This is a genomic window from Pseudomonas sp. SDO524_S393 (assembly GCF_054071875.1).
Map to the genome: position 1 here is coordinate 37,805 of NZ_JBSVVZ010000014.1, position 20,860 is coordinate 58,664.

Below are 20,860 nucleotides of genomic sequence, written 5' to 3' on the forward strand. Positions count from 1 at the left end.
AGCGCCCTAAGCTCAGATCCAAAGAGTATTTAGCGAATGGTTTTTAGAACTTTATGCTTGGCGATATTTCGCTGAAGATCGAGCTCGCCATGTCCATCCGTCGTCCTCTCATCGCTGTCCTGGGGCTACTGGCCTTTTCCGTGGCCATCAATGCCGAAGCCGAACAAACCCTGCGCATCGGCTACCAGAAGTCCTCCACCTTGATCACCCTGCTGAAAACCCAGGGCACCCTGGAAAAAGCGCTCAAGGCCGAGCATATCGACGTCACTTGGCATGAGTTCCCCAGCGGCTTGCCGCTGCTGGAAGCGCTCAACGTGGGCAACGTAGACATCAGCGCGGACGTGGCCGACACCGTGCCGATCTTCGCCCAGGCGGCCCAGGCCAAGCTCACCTACTTTGCCCAGGAAGCGCCATCGCCTTCGGCCCAAGCCATCGTGGTGCGCAAGGACTCGCCGATCCAGCAGCTTTCGGATCTCAAGGGCAAGAAAATCGCGGTGACCAAGGCCGCCGGCACCCACTATCTGTTGATCGCGGCGCTGGCCAAGGCCGGGTTGGCCTTCTCCGATATCGAACCGGCCTATCTGACGCCGGCCGACGGGCGTGCGGCGTTCGAAAACAACAAGGTCGATGCCTGGGTCACCTGGGAACCCTTCCTCACCGGCGTGCAACGCCAACTGCCGACGCGCACCCTGGCCGATGGCGCCGGGCTGGCCAGCTACAAACGCTACTACCTGACCGGCACGCCCTACGCCAAGGCCCACCCCGAGGTGTTGAACGTGGTGTACGCGCAACTGGAAAAAGCCGGCCAATGGGTAAAAGCCAACCCGCAGGACGCGGCGAAAATCCTCGGCCCGCTGTGGGGCAATCTGGACACGGCCACGGTCGAAGCCGCCAACGCCCACCGCAGCTACCAGGTACAGCCGGTGACGCTCGATCAGTTGGGCGAACAGCAGAAAATCGCCGATGCGTTCTTCAAGGCAGGGCTGTTGCCCAAGACGGTGGATGCCCAGGACGTGCAGACATGGAAGCCGTGAAAAGTTTCATTTGGCAAGCTGATCGGGTTGCCGCATAAAGGGCATTCCCTCTGCCAATGACCAGGTTCCTTCGCATGATTTTTGCCATTCACGCGCACTACAAACCCGATGTCGCCGAGCGCCGTACCGCCCTGCTGGCCAGCCACCGCGCCTATCTAGCCACCGTCGCGCAACGCATTGCGTTTGCCGGGCCGTTGCTCGACGCCCAAGGCGAACCGGTGGGCTCGCTGATGGTGGTGGACTTTGACGACGAAGCGCACGCCAAGGCGTGGCTGGCCGAAGAGCCTTTTACCCAGGGCGGATTATTCGCCAGGCTGGACCTGCAGATTTTCCAGAATCGCTGGCCGCAGAAAACCGGCTTTCCCGAGGTTTGATTCGATCCAGTGGGGTGAGCAGGCATTACTGTGGTGACCTGGATTTACTGTAGTGAGCAGGCTTGTCCTGCGCCGGGCCGCGCAGCGGCCCTGAAACCAGACGCCGCATTTCTGTCAGAAGAAAACCCTGCTCACTGCAAACTGTCACAGCAGGGTGCGGGCCAGGGCCTTTTTCCACTCGGTATAACGCGCTGACATGGCCGGATCGTCCTGCGGTTCGAACCGCTCGCGCTGGCGTTCCAATTGCGCCAAGGCTTCATCGCTGGCCCAGATTCCCAGCGCCCTGCCCGCCAGGTGCGCCGCGCCCAATGCCGAGACTTCCGGGGACAGGCTGCGCACAACAGGACGTTGCAACAGGTTGGCGAGAAACTGCATCAGCCAGCGGTTGCGCGTCGCCCCGCCGTCGACCCAGAGTTCCTTCAGCGGCGTACCGATATCCTGCTGCATGGCCTCGAAGACATCTCGAATCTGATAGCCGATGGACTCCAGCGACGCCCGCAGAATATGCGCGCCCGAGGTGGCTTCGGTGAGCCCGCAGATCAGGCCACGGGCATCGGCTTGCCAATGCGGCGCGCCCAGCCCGGACAGCGCCGGCACGAAGTACACGCCACCGTTGTCGGGCAACTGCGCCGCCTGCTCGGTCAAGACATCCAGCGATTCTCCCGCCACCAGCCGCGATGCCCACTGCACGGCAGCGCCGGTGTGGACGATATTGCCTTCCATGCCAAACGTGGCGTTGCCGCCGTCGTGCCAGGCCAGGGTGGTGGACAGGCCATGGGTGGACGCAATCGGGCCGCTCATGGGGGTCATCAGGGATGAGCCGGTGCCCAGCGTGGCCTTGACCAGTCCCGGGGCGAAACCGCCCTGCCCGTACAGCGCAGCATGGGAGTCGCCGATCATCGACATCACCGCAACACCACCGGGCAACGCACCGGCTGCAACGGTGTCGGCGAAGAAACCGGCGCTGGGCTGGATCGGCGCCAATGCGGCCAAGGGGATGGCGAACAGGTCCAGCAGCTCAGGGTCCCAGGCGCCGGTGTGCAGGTTGAACAATTGGGTGCGCGCGGCGTTGGAATAGTCGGTGGCAAACACCCGGCCGCCACTGAGCTTCCACAGCAACCAGCTGTCGACGGTGCCCAGGCAGATGTCGCCGGCGGCGGCGCGGGCATGGCCGTTGTCCAGATGGTCGAGGATCCAGCGGAACTTGCCGGCGGAAAACATCGGGTCGAGGGCCAGCCCGGTTTTTTCCAGGATCCGCGCCTCGTGCCCCTGGGCATGCAGTTGCGCGCACAACGCCGTGGAGCGACGGCATTGCCAACTGATGCACGGCGACAACGGCTCGCCGGTGTACCGATCCCAGGCCACCACCGACTCGCGTTGGTTGCTGATGGCCAGTGCGGTGATCGGACGGTCGACCTGAGCCAGGCATTCTTCGATGGCCGCCAGGGTGGCGTGCCAGATCGCCAGGGGATCCTGCTCGGAAAACCCGGCCTGGGGATGGCTGATGCTCAATGGCCGCGCGCCGCGGGCAATCACTTGCCCGCGCTCGTTGACCAGCACCGCCTTGGCGTTGCTGGTGCCTTCATCTATCGCCAGGATCAGCGGAGCTTGGTTAGTCATGGGGTCACCGCAACCGAGTGGCAGCCGCCACGATCCCAGCTGCATCGATGTGATGCAAGGCGCGGGTGGGTTCGCGGGCGCCGGCGGCGGCGTATTCGCCATCGCCGATGCCGAGACGGATCAGCGCGATGCCCAGCCCGGCCTCGGCCAGCACCTCGGCGACCAGGCTGCCGACGCCACCATTGATGTTGTGTTCTTCCACGGTGATCACCGCACGCGTGCCGCTCAGGGCACTGAGCAAGACGTCCCGCTGCAACGGGCGGATAGACGACAGGTTGATCACCTGCGCCTGGATGCCCTGCCCGGCCAGCGTGGCCGCCGCGTCCACCGCTTCATGCACCACGGAGCCCAGGGCGACGATGCTCACGTCGGCCCCCTGGCGCAGGATATCCACCTGGCCCGGCTGGAATCGATAGTCGCCCGCATGGACGTCGGGCAAGGCCTTACCGTCGAGCCGGATGTACACCGGGCCGTTGTGGCGCAGGGCGTAATCAACGATCTGGCGACACTCCACGGCATCGGCCGGGGCGAAAATCTGCACATTGCCGAAGCCGCGCATCACCGAAATATCGTCGAGGCTGTGGTGGGTGCTGGCGAGCGGGCCGTAGCTGGCACCGGCATTGAGGCCGAACATTTTCACATTGGCCTGGTTGTAGCAGACGTCCACCTTGATCTGCTCATTGGCCCGCGAAATCAGGAACGGCGCGGCATTGCAGGTGGTCGCGATCTTGCCGCCCAACGCCAGCCCGGCGGCAACGCTGACCAACGACTGCTCGGCAATGCCGACGTTGACCAGCCGCTCGGGGAAGCGCTGCGCGAACGGGCCGATCTTGGCCGTGGACGTGGAATCGCTGACCACCGGCACCAGGTCCAGGCCTGCGTCGACGGCGGCAATGAACGCCTCCACCATGACGCTCGCCAGATGTTCACTCGCCATGATTCAACTCCTCCAGTGCTGCGTTGATTTCGTCACCCTTGGGCACGCGGTGGTGCCATTCGGGACGGGCTTCGATAAACGACACGCCCTTGCCTTTGATAGTGTGAGCGATCAACACCTGGGGCGCGCCCGTGCGGGTCTGCATGTTTTCCAGGGTTTCGATCAACTGACCCACGTCGTTGCCGTCGCACTCGCTGACGGTGAAGCCGAAGGCGGCCCATTTCACGTCCAGCGGGTCCAGCGGCATGATCTCGGCGGTCAGCCCGGCCAGTTGCAGTTTGTTCTTGTCGACGATCACGAACAGGTTATCCAGGCCGTATTTGGCCGCCGCCATCGCCGCTTCCCAGTTCGACCCTTCGGCCAGCTCGCCGTCGCCGGTCAGCACATAGATACGTTTTTTGCTGCCGGACATCTTCGCCGCAAGCGCCAGCCCTACCGCCACCGGCAAGCCGTGGCCAAGGGCGCCGGTATTGAGTTCGATACCGGGGGTTTTCTGGCGTACCGGATGGCCGGGCAAATGGGAGTTGAAATGCTGATAGGTCGGCAACCAGTCGACCGGGATGTAACCCGCCTGCGCCAGGCAGCAGTACAAACCGCCCACGCCGTGGCCCTTGCTCTGGATATAGATATCGCGCTCAGGGTCTTCGGTGCGTTCCGGGCCGGTATTGAGAATGCGGAAATACAGGGTCGCGAGAATATCGGTCTCCGACAGGTCGGCCCCGGTATGCCCGCCGGCAGGCGAATCGGCATTGAGGCGTATCACGTGGCGCCGGATCAGGCGGGCCTGTTCTTTGATCTGGTGGGCGTCGTACTGGAAGGCATTCATGCAGCGGCTCCTTTGAGGCTGACCACGCGGGTGAAAGTGTTCAGCACTGCATTTGAATATTTATTCAGCACTGACAATATATTTCTATTTAGACGCCGATCCACCACGCGGTCAAGGGACCGAACAGCGGAAAAATGAAATAAATCCCTCGGACAGACGGCCAAAATCCTACGGCGGCTTATCTATCCCGTGGCTTTGCGCCAGGTGAAAGCAGCGAGCTAGAGGCATACATGAAAAATTAAGCGCTTGACTTTGCCACGGTGTCACTGGAATCTGAATTAACAGTCAGGCACGCATAAATATTCAAGCGACCTGAAAGCACTCCAAAAAAAATAAATCAGGAGAACACTGTGGACGCCAAAGCCTCTGTCCATCACCCGGCCGACCTCAAGCCGACCCGCCGCCCACGGCTGGTGAAACTGCTCCCCAGCAATATCGGCGGCCCGCTGATCGGCCTGGTGCTGCTGGTGCTGGTCTTCTCCTTCAGCTCCGAATTCTTCTTCTCGTTGCGCAATGGCCTGAACATTCTTGATCAGGTCACCGTGCTGGGCATCCTGGCAATCGGCATGACGGCGGTGATCGTGATCGGCGGCATCGACCTGTCAGTCGGCTCGATCCTCGCCTTCTCGATGATGATGCTCGGCTGGCTCTATCAGGACCAGGCGATACCGCTGGGTTTCGCCATCCCGATCTCGATTGCCAGCGGCATGCTCGCCGGGCTGGTGTCCGGCGCGCTGATCACCTACGCCAAGCTGCCACCGTTCATTGCCACGCTGACCATGATGTCGGTGGCGCGCGGCCTGGCGAACATCCTCACCGAAGGTCGGCAGATCGTCGGTTACCCGGACTGGTTCACCAGCCTGGCCACGGTTCGGCATTTCGGTTTCTTGTCGGCCACGGTCGGGTTGTTTCTGGTGATGCTGCTGGTGGCATGGGTGTTCCTGCGCTTTCGTGCCGGTGGTCGCAACCTCTACGCCATGGGCGGCAGCCCGGAAGTGGCGCGCCTGTCGGGCATCAAGGTGCGCGCGATCACCTTGTGGGTCTACGCCGTCAGCGGCGCCCTCGCCGGCATCGCCGCCGTCACCCTGGCCGCGCGTCTCGACTCATCCCAACCCAGCGCCGGCCTGAGCCTGGAACTGGATGCCATCGCCGCCGTGGTGATTGGCGGCGCCAGCCTCAGCGGCGGTGTCGGCAGCATCGGCGGCACCCTGGTGGGCGTGCTGATCATTGGCGTGTTGCGCAATGGCCTCAACCTGCTGGGCGTCTCGCCCTTTATTCAACAAGTGGTGATCGGCGTGGTCATCGCCCTGGCCGTGACCATCGACACCCTGCGCCGCCGCTCCAGCACTGCCCGTTAAACCTGTTCGACAGTTGACACCCTCCAACAATAAAACCAGGAGTCACCGACATGTTCAGCCCCAAGAAACTGCTGCTTGCCACCGCCCTCGCCGCCGCGACCCTCACCACTGCCGGCACCACCTGGGCCAAGGATTTGACCATCGGCCTGGCCGTGGCGAACCTGCAGGCCGACTTCTTCAACCAGATCAAGCAGTCGGTGGAAGCCGAGGGCAAAGCCAAGGGGGTCAAGGTGATCACCGTGGACGCCCAGGGCAACTCGTCCACCCAGGTCAGCCAGATCGAAGACCTGATCACCCGTCAGATCGACGTGCTGATCTACATTCCGGCCGGCGCCACCGCCGCCGGCGTGCCGGTGAAAGCCGCCAAGGCAGCGGGCATCCCGGTGATCGCCGTGGACCGCAACGCCCCCGACGCGCCGGGCGACACCTTTATCGCCAGCGACAGCGTGGCCGGCGCCAAGACCCTGGCCGAATACGTGGGCAAGATCACCGACGGCAAGGGCCGCATCGCCATCCTGCAAGGCCAGTTGGGCACCACGCCGGAAATCGACCGCGCCAAAGGTTTTGAGGAAGGCCTCAAAGCGTTCCCGGACCTTAAGGTCGTGGCCCAGCAACCCGCCGAATGGGCCCAGGACAAAGGCTTCGCCGTGGCCCAGGACCTGCTCCAGCGTGACCCGAACATCAGCGTATTCTTTGGTCGCGCCGACGCCATGGCCCTCGGCGCCGCCCAGGCGGTGAAGGTCGGCAACCTCGATCATAAAGTCGTGGTGGTGGGTTTCGACGGCGACGTGGCCGGGCTCAAGGCCGTGCAAAGTGGCGTGCTGAACGCGACCATGACTCAGCAGACCCAGAAGATGGGCCGCCTGGCCGTGTCCTCGGCCATCGACCTGAAGGCCGGTAAAGACGTACCCAAGGAGCAATTGCTGCCGACCGTGCTGACCACTCAAGAAAACGTCGCGCCGTTCCTGCAACAGCACCCGTGAACCCGGAGGTCGTCATGAACGCAGCCGCTCTGGAACAGCCCGCCGAGGCGGTGCTGTGCCTGCGTGATATCAGCAAGGCCTACGGCCCGGTACAGGTGCTGTCCCAGGTGAACGTGGACATTCGCCCCGGTGAAGTGCTGGCCCTGCTCGGCGAAAACGGCGCGGGCAAGTCCACCTTGTCGTCGATCATCGCGGGCCTGGTGCAACCCGAAGCCGGGGGCAGCATGACCTGGCTCGGGCAGCCCTACGCGCCAAACTCGCCGGGGGCCGCACTGGGGGCCGGGATCGGCCTGATTCACCAGGAAATCCGCCTGCTGCCGCAATTGTCGATCGCCGAAAACATCTTCGTCGGCCGCCTGCCCATGCGTCACGGGCGGGTGGACCGCGAGTACATCGAGGCCCAGGCGCAGATCCAGCTGGAACGCCTGGGACTCAAGGTACCGGCGTCACGCAAAGTCGAGGGCCTGAGTGTGGCGGCCCAGCAACTGGTGGAAATCGCCAAGGCGCTGACGCTCAAGGCGCGACTGCTGATTCTCGATGAACCCACGGCGGCCCTGGGCGGTGAAGAAACCGAGCTGCTGTTTCAGCAGGTCGAACGACTCAAGGCCGAAGGCGTGTCGTTCATTTACATCAGCCATCGCCTGGAAGAAATCGCGCGCATCGCCGACCGCGTGCTGGTGCTGCGCGACGGTCGCCAGATCGCACTGCACGCCACGGCCCAGGTGCCGGTGCGCGAGCTGGTGGAACAGATGGTCGGGCGCAGCCTGGAACGGATTTTCCCCACCCTGCACGCGCCCCAGGAGCGGGTGATGTTGCAGGTCAAGGACTTGAGCTGCCGCGAATTCGCCTTGCACGGCATCGATTTCAGCGTGCGTGCCGGTGAAGTGTTCGGGATTGCCGGGGTGGTCGGCGCTGGGCGGACCGAGCTGGTGCGTACCCTCGCCGGTGCGGCCCAGGACATTCAGGGGCATATGGTGCTGGACGGTGCAGTGCGCCAATTGCGCTCGCCTTTCGAGGCGATCCAGGCCGGCGTGGTGCTGGTACCCGAGGACCGCAAGCAGCAAGGCGTGGTGGTGGAACACCGCATCGAAGACAACTTGATCTACGGCAACACCGACCTGCTGGATAAACGCGGCTGGGTGCTCCCTGCCCCGCTGCGCGAATTCGCCCGCACGGCGGTGGCGCGGCTGGGCGTGAAAGGCGCGCCGCAATCGCGCATTTCCAGCCTGTCCGGCGGCAACCAGCAGAAGGTGATCATTGCCAAATGGCTGGCGCGCAATCCCAAGGTCTTCATCCTCGATGAGCCCACGCGCGGCATCGACGTGGGTGCGCGGGCAGCGATCTATGAAGTGATCGCCGACCTGGCCGCCAAGGGCATGGCAGTGATTGTGGTGAGTTCCGACCTGGATGAGGTGCTGGGACTTTCTCACCGCGTGATGGTGATGAGCCGCGGGAGGCAGATGGGGATTCTGGCGCGTGGCGAGGCCACTCCGGTGTCGGTGATGGAGATGGCCACGGCCTAGTGCCCTACCCTCACAAACAATGAAGATCCACTGTGGGAGCGGGCTTGTGTGGGAGCAAGCCCGCTCCCACAGGGGTTCGGTGAGATTTCAACTAACGGAGCTATTTATGCAATTGTTCAGTCTTAAGGGCCAGGTCGCCTTTGTCACCGGTGCCGGCAGCGGTATTGGCCAGGCCATTGCCGTCGGGCTGGCCGAGGCCGGTGCCGATGTGGCCTGTTTCGACCTGCCGAACAGCCCCGGCATCGCCAGTACCGTCGAGCGCATCCAGGCCCTGGGCCGTCGCGCCCTGGCGCTGGGTGGCACGGTCACCGAACGCGCCGTACTGGACGCAGCGGTAGCCCGTACCGAGTCCGAACTGGGTGAACTGAGCGTCGCGGTCAACTGCGCCGGCATCGCCAACGCCCAGGCCGCCGAAGACCTCGAGCTGCAACGCTGGCAGACCATGCTGGACATCAACCTCACCGGGATTTTCCTGAGTTGCCAGGCCCAGGCCGCGGTGATGCTGCCCCGGGGCAAGGGCGCTATCGTCAATATCGCGTCCATGTCCGGCAGCATCGTCAACCGTGGGCTGTTGCAGGCGCACTACAACACCTCCAAGGCCGGGGTGATCCACTTGAGCAAAAGCCTGGCGATGGAATGGGCCGACAAGGGCCTGCGCGTGAATTGCATCAGCCCCGGCTACACCGCCACGCCGATGAACTCGCGGCCGGAAGTGGCCGATCAGGTGAAGATCTTTGAACAGACCACGCCCATGGGCCGTATGGCCAGCGTGGAAGAAATGGTCGGCCCGGCGATTTTCCTGGTCAGCCAGGCATCGTCGTTCTGCACCGGTGTCGACCTGCTGGTCGATGGCGGTTTCGTGTGCTGGTAAGCCTTTTTTCTGGAGCCTTTTGTCATGTCGCAACGTTTCAGCGGTAAAACCATCGTGATCACCGGCGCCTGCCGTGGCATCGGCGCCGGCATTGCCGAGCGCTTCGCCCGCGAAGGCGCCAACCTGGTGCTGGCCTCCAACGACCTGGAGCGCGTGACCTTCACCGCCGACCAACTCGCCCAGGAATACGGCGTCAACGCCCTGGCCATGGCCATCGACGTGACCCGCGAAGAGGACATCGAAAAGCTCTACCGCGAAGGCCACGCGCGCTTCGGCAGCATCGACGTGTCGGTGCAGAACGCCGGCATCATCACCATCGACCACTACGACAAAATGCCCCGCGCCGACTTCGACAAGGTGCTGCAAGTGAACACCACCGGCGTGTGGCTGGGCTGCCGCGAAGCGGCCAAGTACATGGTCAAGCAAGGCAGTGGGCGACTGATCAATACCTCGTCCGGCCAGGGTCGCCAGGGTTTCATCTACACGCCCCACTACGCCGCGAGCAAAATGGGTGTGATCGGCATCACCCAAAGCCTGGCGCTGGAACTGGCGCGTCACAACATCACGGTCAACGCGTTCTGCCCGGGCATCATCGAAAGCGAAATGTGGGACTACAACGACCGCGTCTGGGGCGAAATCCTCAGCACCGAAGAAAAACGCTACGGCAAGGGCGAACTGATGGCCGAATGGGTCAAGAACATTCCCCTGCGCCGCGCCGGCAAACCTTCGGATGTGGCGGGCCTGGTGGCGTTCCTGGCGTCGGACGATGCGGCTTATCTCACCGGGCAGGCGATCAATATCGACGGCGGCCTGATCATGTCGTGAGGGTTTGGTATCCTCACCGGCATTGATACATCAACCGAGGCCTTCATGAGCCAGATCGAAGAACAGCGCCTGATCACCAAGATCGCGAGCCTCTATTACGAAGAAGGGCTCAAGCAGTCCGAGATTTCCACGCAGCTGGACCTGTCGCAGTCGTTCATCAGCCGCGCCCTGCGCCGAGCGCTGCAGGACGGCGTGGTGAAGATCAGCGTGATGCGCCTGCAAGGCCTGCACCTGGAGCTGGAAACCCAACTCCAGCGCCGCTACGGCGTACGTCGGGTGATCGTGGTGGAAGCCACCGAACCCGGCAACGATGAGAGCATCAAGCAGGCCATCGGCTCGGCCGCCGCGCATTACCTGGAGACCAGCCTGTCGCCCCAGGACCATATCGGCATTTCATCCTGGAGCAGCACCATCCGCGCCATGGTCGGCCACTTGCATGCGCAACCGGGCAAGCAAGGCGCCGAGGAAGTGGTGCAGTTGCTCGGCGGCGTCGGCAACAAAGGCGCCTTCGAAGCCACCCTGCTCACCCAGCGTCTGGCCACCCTGCTCAACTGCCCGGCGTTCCTGCTGCCCTCGCAAAGCATCGAGCAATCGGTGGAAAGCAAACAGCGCATCGTGCAGATGGAAGAGGTCAAGGAGGTGCTGCAACGCTTTGACAGCATCACCCTGGCCATCGTCGGCATCGGCGACCTGGAGCCCTCGCAGCTGCTGCGCAACAGCGGCAACTACTACACCGAAGACATGCTGCGCCTGCTGGCCGAACGTGGCGCGGTGGGCGATATCTGCCTGCGCTACTTCGATGCCCAGGGCAAACCGGTGCTGGAAGAAGATGAAGAATTCGTGGTGTCGGTGGCCTTGCCGAAACTGCGCTCGATCCAACGCGTGCTCGGCCTGGCCGGCGGGCTGAACAAGGTGCAGGCGATTCGTGGCGCGCTCAAGGGCGGCTACCTCGACATCCTGATCACCGACCTCGATACCGCCCAGGCGTTAAACCACTAACCCCCTTTCAGGAGACTGCCGCCCATGACGTCCAAGCTCGAACAACTCAAGCAATTCACCACCGTGGTCTGCGACACCGGCGATCTGGAGGCCATCAGCCGCCTGCGTCCGGTGGACGCTACCACCAACCCATCGCTGCTGCTCAAGGCCGCCGCCATTCCCGAATACGCCGAACTGCTGCGCAGCGCCGTGGCCCATGCCAAGGGTGATGTGGACGTGGCGTGCGATCATTTCGCGGTGTCGGTGGGGGCCGGGATTCTCAAGGTGATTCCGGGGCGCATCTCCACCGAAGTCGACGCGCGCCTGTCGTTCGACGAAGAAGCGCTGTGGGCCAAGGCCAACCAGTTGATCGCCCTGTACGACCAGGCCGGCATCGGCCGCGACCGCGTACTGATCAAGCTGGCCTCGACCTGGGAAGGCATCCGCACCGCCGAGCGCCTGGAAAAGGCCGGCATCCAGACCAACCTCACCTTGCTGTTTTCCTTCGCCCAGGCCGCGGCCTGCGCCGATGCCGGGGTGTTCCTGATCTCGCCGTTCGTGGGTCGCATCTACGACTGGTACCGCAAGAACACCGGCCTGGACTACACCGGCGCGGATGATCCGGGCGTGCAGTCGGTGACACGCATCTACAACTACTACAAGGCCAACGCCATTCCAACGGTGGTGATGGGCGCCAGCTTCCGCACCCTCAGCCAGATCGAACAGTTGGCGGGTTGCGACCGCCTGACCATCAGCCCGGACCTGCTGCAAAAACTGGCCGAAGACAACGGCACGCTGGAACGCAGACTGGTGCCGGGTGCCACGGGCGAAGCACGCCTGCAACTGGACGAAGCGCAGTTCCGCTGGGCGTCGAATGAAGATGCGATGGCCACCGAAAAACTCGCCGAAGGCATTCGCCAGTTCGCGCGGGATCAGGAAAAGCTCGAACAGCTGCTGGGCAACGCCTGACGGCGGACGCCCCCCTGATCCCGGGGGGGCGTTTACGGTGAAACGCTTTGGGACGCGACGTTCTCGAACGGGATGGGCACTGACTTGATCGCGCCATCCAGGTTGCGATAACGGTGATAGACACCCGCGGAGGGCAGCAACCGTCCGCGCTCGACCACACGGCGGCCGTCGAGCACGTAGCGCACGGTCTGTTCGGTGCCCTGCGCGTCACTGTCGGCGGCGCGCAGATCCTGTGCCACGACGCGCATGGATTCCTCGATGCAGCGCTCCAGTTGTTCGTTCACCTTGGCCGCTTCCAGGCGCCCGTCGTCGATGCATTGCGCACCGCAACTGCGGAAAGGCTGCCCCACCACTTCAACCCGACGCTGGTACAGCACGGAGCCGGCGATGTCCTGGACCTGCACGCGGTTGATCAGCATGAAACTGCCACGGTCGGCACTGAGCATCAGGCGCGGCTCGATCAACAGCAACCCGCTGACCTGCCCTTGCGCCGCCGGAATTCCCGCCGCCACACTGCTGTCGCGATAACGCCGGGTGAACACCTCATCGAGGTTCTGCTCACCGAGCAGCGCCACCATCGGACGGGCGTCGTTTTCGGCACTGGTGCGTGCATCGCGCTCCAGCGCACCGACGCCGGTACGGGTGTTGATGGCACTGGCGATCAGCAACCCCACCACACCGCCGGCCTGCACCGCACTGCGCGTGACGTTGTCACTGACCTGGGCTGCGTTCTGTGCGTTCTTGCTGTCGATCACCATCGAGGCGCTGACCAGCCCGTCCTTCGGCAACCGCACTTCGACCTTGGCGCCGTGGGCGTTGAGGTAAGACTGTGCGGAGGGCGTGTTGAAGCTCGGCTCTGCCACCTGCTGCTGGGCACAGCCGCCCAGCAGCAAGTGAGTGGCGATCAGCAGGACACCGCCTGCCCGCTTCATTGGGCGAACGGCGTGATGACCAGTTGGCGGCTGCTGTCCACGGCCTGGTAGTAGGCATTGGACAGGTTGTTGTAGTTGGGTTGATCCCACTCGCCCTGGGCCGGCTGCGTCACTGCGAACGGTTTGTACCAGAGCATGTGGTTGTCATGCAGGTCGATGACCAGGCCCATGCCACCCACTTGTGGCGTCGGCACGCTGGTCGGCACCACACTGTAGTAGGTGCGGTAAGCGCCGCTGGCGGTGTAGGAAATCAGCAGCAGACGATCAACCCCGTACTTGGCTTGCAGGGGCGTCAGGTCGCGACCGAAATAACCTTCGCGGAATTTGTTTTCCTTGAATTGCTTGATATCCACCGTCTCGTCGATGCGCTTGGCCTTGTAACCCTTGGCCACCAGTTTGGCGACGATCTCATCGGGAATGCTCGCGGTGTCTTGCAGCTTCCAGGTGCTGACCTGGGTGCTGAGCTTGCTGTTGATGCCCTTGTTGATAGCCAGGTCCAGCAGGCCCTGGTTACCGCCCAGTACCAGCTCCGACGGCGGCAGCGGGGTCATGGCCACCCCGATGGTCTGGTTCTTGTCAGCCCAGAACTGCGAGTCGAGCTCGATGGGTTTCTGGATATTGGCGGCACAGCCAAACAGGCCGGAGCAGACGAGCATCAAGGCAACGCAGTTACGGAACGCGCGAAATCCCACGGGAAAATCCTTTTAGGGGAGAGAGGTTTATCAGCAGTGTGGGTGGTGGTGGGCGAAAAAAGATATCACCTTGCCATCACTGGCTGGCGATATTAAAAGGCAGGGAAAATGGCGTCAACTTAATAACTATGGGATGGGTGTGAAGCGACCAGTGGTCGTAGCTCGCGCAAGCGCTGGTTGCCGCTTTCTTTGCCCTAAAACCTGCTTACAACTGGAAGAAGAGTTGCAGCCGAAGCTGAACTAGCATTGCCCTTGAGTAAGTCAATGGCGTACATTTGCTATGATTTTTATTGAGACCCCTATTTTTACCCGGCGAATAACGGAGCTTATGAATCACGATGCTTACCTGACCCTGCAGGTAGCACTGATGGTGAACCCGACCGCTGGAGATGTGATTGAAGGAACAGGCGGCATACGAAAGATCCGAGTCGCCGCAAAGGGCCACGGCAAGCGTGGAGGCGCCCGGGTAATCTACTACCACTTTGTAACGGCCTCTAAAATCGCGTTATTGATGATCTACACAAAGAACGAACAGCAAGACCTGACAAACGATGAACGCAAAGCACTGAAAGCCGTCATCGAACACTGGAGATAACCATGAGCAAATTCTTTGATGAGCTGATGGAAAGCGTGCAACAGATGGATGAAATCGTCCGAGGCGAGCGTCAGCCCTCCCGCGAATTTGTCGTCAACGCGCTTCAAGTCAAAGAAATACGCAAGGCTACCGGCCTGACCCAAGCTAAATTCGCTGCGATGATCGACGTTCAAATCGGTACGCTACGCAATTGGGAACAAGGCCGCAGGGAACCGACGGGCCCCGCCAAGGCTTTACTTCGGGCCATCCATAACGACCCTGTGCATGTGCTCAACGCCTTGGCCATCTGAGGCCGGTAGCGGGCCGTCTCAAAACGGCCCTTTTGTCATCACCCGCTCATCGATGAACCCGCGCAACACGCCGATTCGTTGGGTATAGGCATCGCCCAGGCAACTGACTTTCTCACCACAGGCACGACGTTGCTTGAGCCAGGCGGCTTGCCCGTCCATCAAGGCGTCGCGCCCGCCCATGGCCATGAAGTGTTTGCTCAGGTCGTAGAGCAACGCCAGGGTGACGTCCTGGTCGTTGAGCTTGAGGTGGGTGCAGATGGCGATTTCGTCGGGCGTCTTGGCCTTTGCGCAATCGAAGCTCGCAGCAGAGCTGGAAGGGCTGAGCAGCAGTGCGGACGCACTGGCCAGAATCGCGAAAACAGCGGATTTGTTGATCACGGATTGACTCCTCAATGGCGTGCTACGCCCTGCCCGTAGCGGTGAATCGCCAGGCAGTAACCGATCAATGCCAGCGCCGCCAGCAAGCCGCCGGCAACGCCGACCCAGGCAAAGCCGAAGTGGCTGCCGACCCAACTGCCCATCAGGGCACCGCCGCCGATGCCGATGTTGTAGATGCCGGAAAACATCGCCATGGCCACGTCGGTGGCGTCCGGGGCCAGCACCAGCACCTTGGATTGCATCGCCAGGCCGAAGCCCATGATGGCCATGCCCCAGAACACGGCGAGGATGACCAGGTACGACTCGGCCCCGCTCAACGGCAGCAACAGCGCCAGGCACGCCGCCAGCAGGAACACCGTGCTGACCACGAATAGATGGGGATTGAAGCGGTGCACGAGGCTGAACAACAGCGAGCCGATAATCCCCGCGCCACCAAACACCAACAGGATCAGGGTCACGGCGTTGCCGCCCATGCCGGCGACACCTTCAACGAACGGTTCGATGTAGCTGTAGGCGGTGAATTGCGCGGTGACCGTCATGGCGGTCAGCACGTAAAGCGCCACCAGCGCCGGGCGCTTGAACAGCAGCGGCAGGCTGCGCAGCGAACCGGAGTTCTGGCTGGGCAGCAGCGGCAAGGTGCGCGCCAGCCAGAACACCAGGCCGGCGGCGAAGGCGCCAATCACCAGGAACGTGGTGCGCCAGCCCATGGCTTCGCCAAGCAGACGCCCCAGGGGAATACCCAGGACCATCGCCAGCGATGTGCCGGTCGCCAGCAGGCCCAGGGCCTGAACCTGCTTGCCCTCCGGCGCCAGGCGCACTGCCAGGGACGCGGTGATCGACCAGAACAGCGCATGGGACAGTGCGATGCCGACCCGGCTGAGCATCAGAATGCCAAAGCTGGTGGCGATGCTGGACAGCACATGGCTGGCGATAAACAGGCCGAACAGTACGATCAGCAGCTTGCGCCGCTCGACGTTGCGAGTCAGCAGCATCACCGGCAGCGAGGTCAGGGACACGATCCACGCATAGATGGTGAGCATCAGGCCGACGCTGGCGATGGGCATGTCGAAGCTGGCGCCAATGGCGCTGAGCAGCCCGACGGGGACGAATTCGGTGGTATTGAATACAAAGGCGGCCAACGCGAGAGCGATGACCGGTTGCCAGTTGGCTTGGGGCGTTGCGGCGGAAATGCTCATTGACGGCTGTCGTACTCGGTTTCAGCGCTGATCAAGCCGGCCCAGTGCCGACCCTTGAGCAGCGCCGAAAAATAGTAACACGCCGCGTCAGGGATCGACCTGCCCCATCAACTCCGGAATCGACTCCGGTCGCTTGGCATATCGCTGCGCCAGTGCCGCGCAGACCATCAACTGAATCTGGTGAAACAGCATCAGCGGCAGGATCAACACGCCCATGGTGGCCCCGGCGAACAGCACCTGTGCCATCGGCACCCCGGTCGCCAGGCTTTTCTTGGAACCGCAGAACAAGATAGTGATGCGGTCTTCCTGATTAAACCCGAACGCCTTGCCCAGGACGGTCGACGCCACCAGCACCAGCCCCAGCAGCACACAGCACGCCACCACCAGGCCGCCCAGTTCCCACAGCGGAATCTGGTGCCAGATGCCTTCGTTGACCGCTTCGCTGAACGCGCCGTAGACCACCAGCAGGATTGAACCCTGGTCGACGAACTTCAGCCAGGCTTTATTGCGCCCCACCCAGGCACCGATCCAGCGCCGGGCAATTTGCCCTGCGACAAACGGCAGCAAGAGTTGCACGCTGATCTTCACGATGGCGTCGACGGTCGAGCCGCCATCGCCATGCACATTGAGCAGCAGGGTCACCAGCAACGGCGTAAGGAAAATACCGAACAGGCTCGACGCCGCCGCACTGCAGATCGCCGCCGGGATATTGCCGCGCGCCAGGGAGGTGAAGGCAATCGCCGATTGCACCGTGGCCGGCAAGGCGCAGAGGTACAGCATGCCCATGTACAGGTCTTTGCCGATCAGCGGCGACAGCACCGGCTTGAGCGCCAGGCCCAGCAGCGGGAACAGCACGAAGGTCAGGCTGAACACCAGCAGGTGCAGGCGCCAGTGGCCGGCACCGGCAAGAATGGCCTCGCGGGACAGTTTGGCGCCATGCAGGAAAAACAGCAGCGCGATGGCCAGGTTGGTCACCCAACCGAAGGCCACGGCGGTCTGGCCGCTGGCGGGCAACAGGGAGGCGAGAACCACCGTGGCGATCAGCGTCAGGGTGAAATTGTCAGGCAAAAAACGCGGGCGGGTCATAAGCAAATCTTCCAGGGGTTGCCAAGAGCATCGCCGCGACTCTAACGTAACAGCCTGTTACCGACTAACGCCAATGAGCCAGTAAATGCCGCCTAAAGGACATGACAAAACCGTCCGCCGCAGTGTCCCCGGGCTCTCCAGCCTGCCAAGGCCGGTGTATGGACGCACCGAATCCTTGCCCAATCGCGCACTGACCCGCCGGCACAGCCACCCGTGGGTGCAGCTGTCCTACGCGATTTCCGGGGTGCTGGAGATCCAGACCAGCGTCGGACGTTTCGTCGCCCCGCCCCAACGTGCGGTGTGGATCCCGGCGGGCGTGCCGCATCGGGTATTCAGCTCGCCCCATACCGAGATGCGCAGCCTGTACCTGGATTGCAGCGTCACCGCCTGGGCCGCCGAGCGCTGCCATGTGCTGGAAGTCAGCAGCCTGCTGCGCGAGCTGATCCGCAGCTTCAGCCAGTTGCCGGTGGAATATGCCGAAGATGGCCCCGACGGGCGCCTGGCCCAGGTGGTGCTGGACCAGTTGGCAGCGGCGCCGCAAGTCGACCTGATGCTGCCCTTGCCGCTGGATCCACGTCTGCGGCAGATCTATCGCAGCCTGAATTCACACCCCGAGCAACAGACCACGCTGGGCCAGTGGAGCCATAAACTGGGCGTCAGCGAGAAAACCCTGAGCCGGTTGTTCCTGAGCGACACCGGCTTGACGTTTCGCGCCTGGCGCCAGCGCCTGCGCCTGCTGACCGCCCTGCCCGCCCTTGAGCAAGGCGAACGGGTCACGGATGTGGCGCTGGGCTGCGGATATGAATCGACCTCGGCGTTTATCAATGCGTTTCGCCAGCAATTCGACGCCACCCCGGGTGAGTTTTTCCGCTGATTCATCGTGCCGGGCACTTTCTTGCCAGCGCCAGAGACTCAATGTGGGGCTTGCCTGCCCCACATTTCTGACTGCATTCCAAACGCCTGGGAAGGCTTAGCTGCCATTCCCGCCATGGGCCTCTTCGAAGAAGTAGTCCTTCCAGCTGGCCGCCTTGTTTTTCAACACACCCAATTCCTGCAGTTTCTCGGCATAGATGTAGGTGCGCTGCGGCACCACGGTGAAGTCGATTTCCGGGTCCTGGACGATTTTTTCCACCAGGTCCAGCGGCAGCTTGGAGTCTTCTACACGGATATACGCCTTGGCCGCCGCAGGTTTGTCCGCCTTGATGATCTTCTCGGCTTCGGCCAGGGCGTCATAGAACGCCTTGTACGTCTTGGGGTTTTCGTCGTGGAATTTCTGCGTGGTGTAGAGCACGTTGAACGTCGCCTGCCCGCCGAGGATGTCGTAGGAACTGAGCACCTTGTGCACGTTGGGGTTGAGCAGTTCCTGGTACTGGAACGGCGGGCTGGAAAAGTGCGCATTGATCTCCGAGCCACCGGCGATCAGCGCCGCCGTGGCATCCGGGTGAGCGAGGCTGATGGAGATATCGTCGAATTTCTTGTATTGGTCGTTGCCGAACTGCTTGGCGGTTTCGATCTGCAAGGTACGCGACTGGAAACCCACGCCCGCCGCCGGCACGGCAATACGGTCCTTCTCGCTGAAGTCCTTGAGGGTCTTGACGTTGGGGTTGTTGGTCAGCAGGTAGTTGGGCATCGAACCCAGGGACGCGATGGCCTTGACGTTCTGCTTGCCCTTGGTGCGGTCCCACAGGGTGAGCATCGGAGGCACACCCGCCGAAACCACATCCAGCGCGCCGGCCAGCAACGACTCGTTCATCGCGGTGGCGCCGGAAATGCTGTTCCACTCGACCTTGATGTCCAGCCCTTGCTCCTTGCCGTGTTTCTCGATCAGGTGCTGGTCGCGCACCACATCGAGGATCAGGTAGCCGATGCCGAATTGCTGGGCGATGCTGATCTTGCCTTCAGCCTGGGCACCGGGGCTCAGCAAGGCACTGGCGGCGGCCAGCGAGGCCGCCAGGAGAGACAGGGAGGAGCGCTTGAAAGTCATGGGAGGTCTGCCGCACGTTTGAGAAGGTGAGCGAGGGTAGCCACGATTTTTAAGACGGGAAAAGAATATCGGGATCTATTGTTATGCAAATCGCCCACAAAACGGCGCCTGGCTGGTATTGTGCCGCGCTTTGATACACTGCCTGCCAGCGAGGAAATGGACGTTGAACACTGACGAAAAAATGACCGGAGACCTGTTCGAAGTCGATAAGCGCCTGTCACTCAAACCCGTGGTGGACTTCAACAGCTACCTGCGCAGCGCCTTCGGCGACGGTTCGTGCACCTGCATCCGTTGCAGTGACAGCCAGGGCGATGAAACCGGCTACGCGTTCCAGCACACCTTCACCTTCGACGGCAAACCCACCCACCGCCGCTTCGCCTCCACGGCGGGCAGCGACGTGTTGCAGGCACTGAAGAAAGCATGGTTGTCGTACACCAAGGCCGAGCTGCCGGTGAGCGGCGCGCTGGCGCTGGAAACGGTGAAGGAGTTCGTCGAGCCGCAACTGCATAAACGCCTGGTGCCGCTGTTCCTGGCCAGTGGGTTGGTCAAGGACGTAGAGGGTGTGTTGCAGGTTCAGCCGCAGGCGGCGTGATCAGTAACCCACACCCCGCACACCACCGGAAGCGCGGATAGATTCGCCGGTCACCCAATGCGCCTCTTCGGAAGCGAGGAACACGGCGAGCGGGGCGATATCTTCCGGCTCACCGAAGCGCCCAAGCGGCGTACCAGCGATCAGCGACTCGCCAAACCCGCCGGCAAAATTGCCGTCGGTGGCGGGTGTGTTGGTGTGGCCCGGCAGGATCGAGTTGACCCGAATCCCCTTTGGCCCCAGCTCCCGCGCCAGGGCGAAGGTCAGCGTGTCCACCGCGCCCTTGGTGGCCGAATACACGCTGGAAGCCAGGTACGGGTCGGTGCTGAGGATGGAGCTGATATTGATGATGCTGCCGCCCTGCCCCAGCAACTTCACGGCTTCCCGGGCCGCCAGCAGATAGCCCAGCACGTTGAGATTGAACTGCTGGTGGAAGGCGTCTTCGGTCAACTCTTCAATCATCTGGAACACCGCGACGCCGGCGTTGTTGACCAGGATATCCAACGTGCCGAATTGCTCACCGACCGCTGCGAACAGCCGCGTAACGTCGCCGCCCACACTCATGTCCGCCTGCACACTGCTCGCTTTGCCCCCGTGCTGCTGGATATGCGCAACCACTGCGTCGGCGTCGGTTTTACTGGTGGCGTAATTGACCACCACCGTCGCGCCGGCTGCCGCCAGGCCTTTCGCGATCCCTGCACCGATGCCTTTCGAGGCACCGGTGACCACTGCAATTTTTCCGTCAAGCTTCATGATTCCAGTCTTCCCAAGGTTGAGTGATGTCGCCTGCCACCAGTATTCGGCGCGCCACAGGAATGCC

23 protein-coding genes are annotated in these 20,860 nt (G+C 62.5%); 13 read left to right on the forward strand and 10 right to left on the reverse strand.

Going from position 1 to position 20,860, the window contains the following annotated elements:
- The first annotated feature begins 89 nt into the window (after positions 1-89).
- Both ACW9IB_RS08670 and ACW9IB_RS08675 read left to right on the forward strand, forming a co-directional pair.
- A complete protein-coding gene (locus tag ACW9IB_RS08670) occupies positions 90-1,034 on the forward strand; it encodes an aliphatic sulfonate ABC transporter substrate-binding protein (RefSeq protein ID WP_457413249.1) in 945 nt (314 codons plus the stop codon).
- A 74-nt stretch (positions 1,035-1,108) separates the two neighbouring features.
- Positions 1,109-1,408: a YciI family protein gene (locus ACW9IB_RS08675; protein ID WP_457364046.1), complete on the forward strand. Its 300-nt coding sequence runs from the start codon at positions 1,109-1,111 to the stop codon at positions 1,406-1,408.
- Positions 1,409-1,552: 144 nt separating this feature from the next.
- On the opposite strand, the gene ACW9IB_RS08680 is transcribed toward ACW9IB_RS08675, so the two are convergent.
- Genes ACW9IB_RS08680 through ACW9IB_RS08690 form a run of 3 tightly spaced genes read right to left on the reverse strand, consistent with a single transcriptional unit; the run spans position 1,553 to position 4,791 of the window.
- Positions 1,553-3,028 (reverse strand): FGGY family carbohydrate kinase, encoded by a 1,476-nt coding sequence (locus ACW9IB_RS08680; RefSeq protein WP_457364047.1) that lies wholly within the window; start codon positions 3,026-3,028, stop codon positions 1,553-1,555.
- Positions 3,029-3,032: 4 nt separating this feature from the next.
- Positions 3,033-3,965, reverse strand: coding sequence for a transketolase family protein (locus ACW9IB_RS08685; protein ID WP_457413251.1), 933 nt, complete (start codon positions 3,963-3,965; stop codon positions 3,033-3,035).
- On the reverse strand, positions 3,955-4,791 hold the full coding sequence (locus ACW9IB_RS08690; protein WP_457364049.1) for a transketolase: 837 nt from the start codon (positions 4,789-4,791) through the stop codon (positions 3,955-3,957). Before ACW9IB_RS08690 ends, ACW9IB_RS08685 begins: the two co-directional genes overlap by 11 nt.
- A gap of 350 nt (positions 4,792-5,141) precedes the next feature.
- On the opposite strand from ACW9IB_RS08690, the gene ACW9IB_RS08695 reads away from it, so the two are divergent.
- The 7 genes from ACW9IB_RS08695 to tal all read left to right on the forward strand — a co-directional run bounded on the left by ACW9IB_RS08695 (position 5,142) and on the right by tal (position 12,298).
- Positions 5,142-6,149, forward strand: coding sequence for an ABC transporter permease (locus tag ACW9IB_RS08695; RefSeq protein ID WP_457364050.1), 1,008 nt, complete (start codon positions 5,142-5,144; stop codon positions 6,147-6,149).
- Between the two features lie 50 nt (positions 6,150-6,199).
- Entirely contained in the window at positions 6,200-7,132 is a 933-nt protein-coding gene (locus tag ACW9IB_RS08700) for a substrate-binding domain-containing protein (RefSeq protein ID WP_457364051.1), read from the forward strand.
- A gap of 14 nt (positions 7,133-7,146) precedes the next feature.
- Positions 7,147-8,655, forward strand: coding sequence for a sugar ABC transporter ATP-binding protein (locus ACW9IB_RS08705; protein WP_457364052.1), 1,509 nt, complete (start codon positions 7,147-7,149; stop codon positions 8,653-8,655).
- Positions 8,656-8,761: 106 nt separating this feature from the next.
- Positions 8,762-9,526 carry an SDR family oxidoreductase gene (locus ACW9IB_RS08710; RefSeq protein WP_457413253.1) on the forward strand — a complete coding sequence of 255 codons (765 nt, stop codon included), beginning with the start codon at positions 8,762-8,764 and terminating at the stop codon, positions 9,524-9,526.
- 24 nt (positions 9,527-9,550) lie between these two features.
- Complete coding sequence (locus ACW9IB_RS08715; RefSeq protein WP_457413254.1) at positions 9,551-10,351, forward strand: glucose 1-dehydrogenase; 801 nt, start codon at positions 9,551-9,553, stop codon at positions 10,349-10,351.
- Positions 10,352-10,396: 45 nt separating this feature from the next.
- On the forward strand, positions 10,397-11,350 hold the full coding sequence (locus ACW9IB_RS08720) for a sugar-binding transcriptional regulator (protein WP_457364055.1): 954 nt from the start codon (positions 10,397-10,399) through the stop codon (positions 11,348-11,350).
- A 24-nt stretch (positions 11,351-11,374) separates the two neighbouring features.
- The gene (tal, locus tag ACW9IB_RS08725; protein ID WP_457364056.1) at positions 11,375-12,298 is read left to right on the forward strand and encodes a transaldolase; all 924 of its coding nucleotides are present in this window, start codon (positions 11,375-11,377) and stop codon (positions 12,296-12,298) included.
- A 32-nt stretch (positions 12,299-12,330) separates the two neighbouring features.
- Here the strand turns inward: tal and ACW9IB_RS08730 are convergent, their stop codons facing one another.
- Both ACW9IB_RS08730 and ACW9IB_RS08735 read right to left on the reverse strand, forming a co-directional pair.
- A complete protein-coding gene (locus ACW9IB_RS08730) occupies positions 12,331-13,230 on the reverse strand; it encodes a hypothetical protein (protein ID WP_457413256.1) in 900 nt (299 codons plus the stop codon).
- Complete coding sequence (locus ACW9IB_RS08735) at positions 13,227-13,922, reverse strand: hypothetical protein (protein WP_457364058.1); 696 nt, start codon at positions 13,920-13,922, stop codon at positions 13,227-13,229. Before ACW9IB_RS08735 ends, ACW9IB_RS08730 begins: the two co-directional genes overlap by 4 nt.
- A 280-nt stretch (positions 13,923-14,202) precedes the next feature.
- Between ACW9IB_RS08735 and ACW9IB_RS08740 the strand changes: the two genes are divergently transcribed.
- Positions 14,203-14,517 (forward strand): type II toxin-antitoxin system RelE/ParE family toxin, encoded by a 315-nt coding sequence (locus ACW9IB_RS08740; RefSeq protein ID WP_457413258.1) that lies wholly within the window; start codon positions 14,203-14,205, stop codon positions 14,515-14,517.
- Between the two features lie 2 nt (positions 14,518-14,519).
- Positions 14,520-14,807 carry a NadS family protein gene (nadS, locus tag ACW9IB_RS08745; RefSeq protein ID WP_457364060.1) on the forward strand — a complete coding sequence of 96 codons (288 nt, stop codon included), beginning with the start codon at positions 14,520-14,522 and terminating at the stop codon, positions 14,805-14,807.
- A gap of 18 nt (positions 14,808-14,825) precedes the next feature.
- On the opposite strand, the gene ACW9IB_RS08750 is transcribed toward nadS, so the two are convergent.
- The 3 genes from ACW9IB_RS08750 to ACW9IB_RS08760 all read right to left on the reverse strand — a co-directional run bounded on the left by ACW9IB_RS08750 (position 14,826) and on the right by ACW9IB_RS08760 (position 17,467).
- Positions 14,826-15,185, reverse strand: a complete 360-nt coding sequence (locus ACW9IB_RS08750) for a lysozyme inhibitor LprI family protein (RefSeq protein ID WP_457413260.1) — start codon at positions 15,183-15,185, stop codon at positions 14,826-14,828.
- Positions 15,186-15,196: 11 nt separating this feature from the next.
- Positions 15,197-16,381, reverse strand: a complete 1,185-nt coding sequence (locus tag ACW9IB_RS08755; RefSeq protein WP_457413262.1) for a sugar transporter — start codon at positions 16,379-16,381, stop codon at positions 15,197-15,199.
- An 87-nt stretch (positions 16,382-16,468) separates the two neighbouring features.
- A complete protein-coding gene (locus ACW9IB_RS08760) occupies positions 16,469-17,467 on the reverse strand; it encodes a bile acid:sodium symporter family protein (RefSeq protein ID WP_457364063.1) in 999 nt (332 codons plus the stop codon).
- Between the two features lie 85 nt (positions 17,468-17,552).
- Between ACW9IB_RS08760 and ACW9IB_RS08765 the strand changes: the two genes are divergently transcribed.
- Positions 17,553-18,341 (forward strand): AraC family transcriptional regulator, encoded by a 789-nt coding sequence (locus ACW9IB_RS08765; protein ID WP_457364064.1) that lies wholly within the window; start codon positions 17,553-17,555, stop codon positions 18,339-18,341.
- A 96-nt stretch (positions 18,342-18,437) separates the two neighbouring features.
- On the opposite strand, the gene ACW9IB_RS08770 is transcribed toward ACW9IB_RS08765, so the two are convergent.
- The gene (locus tag ACW9IB_RS08770) at positions 18,438-19,451 is read right to left on the reverse strand and encodes an ABC transporter substrate-binding protein (protein ID WP_457364065.1); all 1,014 of its coding nucleotides are present in this window, start codon (positions 19,449-19,451) and stop codon (positions 18,438-18,440) included.
- A gap of 163 nt (positions 19,452-19,614) precedes the next feature.
- Between ACW9IB_RS08770 and ACW9IB_RS08775 the strand changes: the two genes are divergently transcribed.
- Positions 19,615-20,043: a hypothetical protein gene (locus ACW9IB_RS08775; protein ID WP_457413264.1), complete on the forward strand. Its 429-nt coding sequence runs from the start codon at positions 19,615-19,617 to the stop codon at positions 20,041-20,043.
- On the opposite strand, the gene ACW9IB_RS08780 is transcribed toward ACW9IB_RS08775, so the two are convergent.
- Positions 20,044-20,793 (reverse strand): glucose 1-dehydrogenase, encoded by a 750-nt coding sequence (locus ACW9IB_RS08780; RefSeq protein WP_457413265.1) that lies wholly within the window; start codon positions 20,791-20,793, stop codon positions 20,044-20,046.
- Positions 20,794-20,860: the final 67 nt, after the last annotated feature.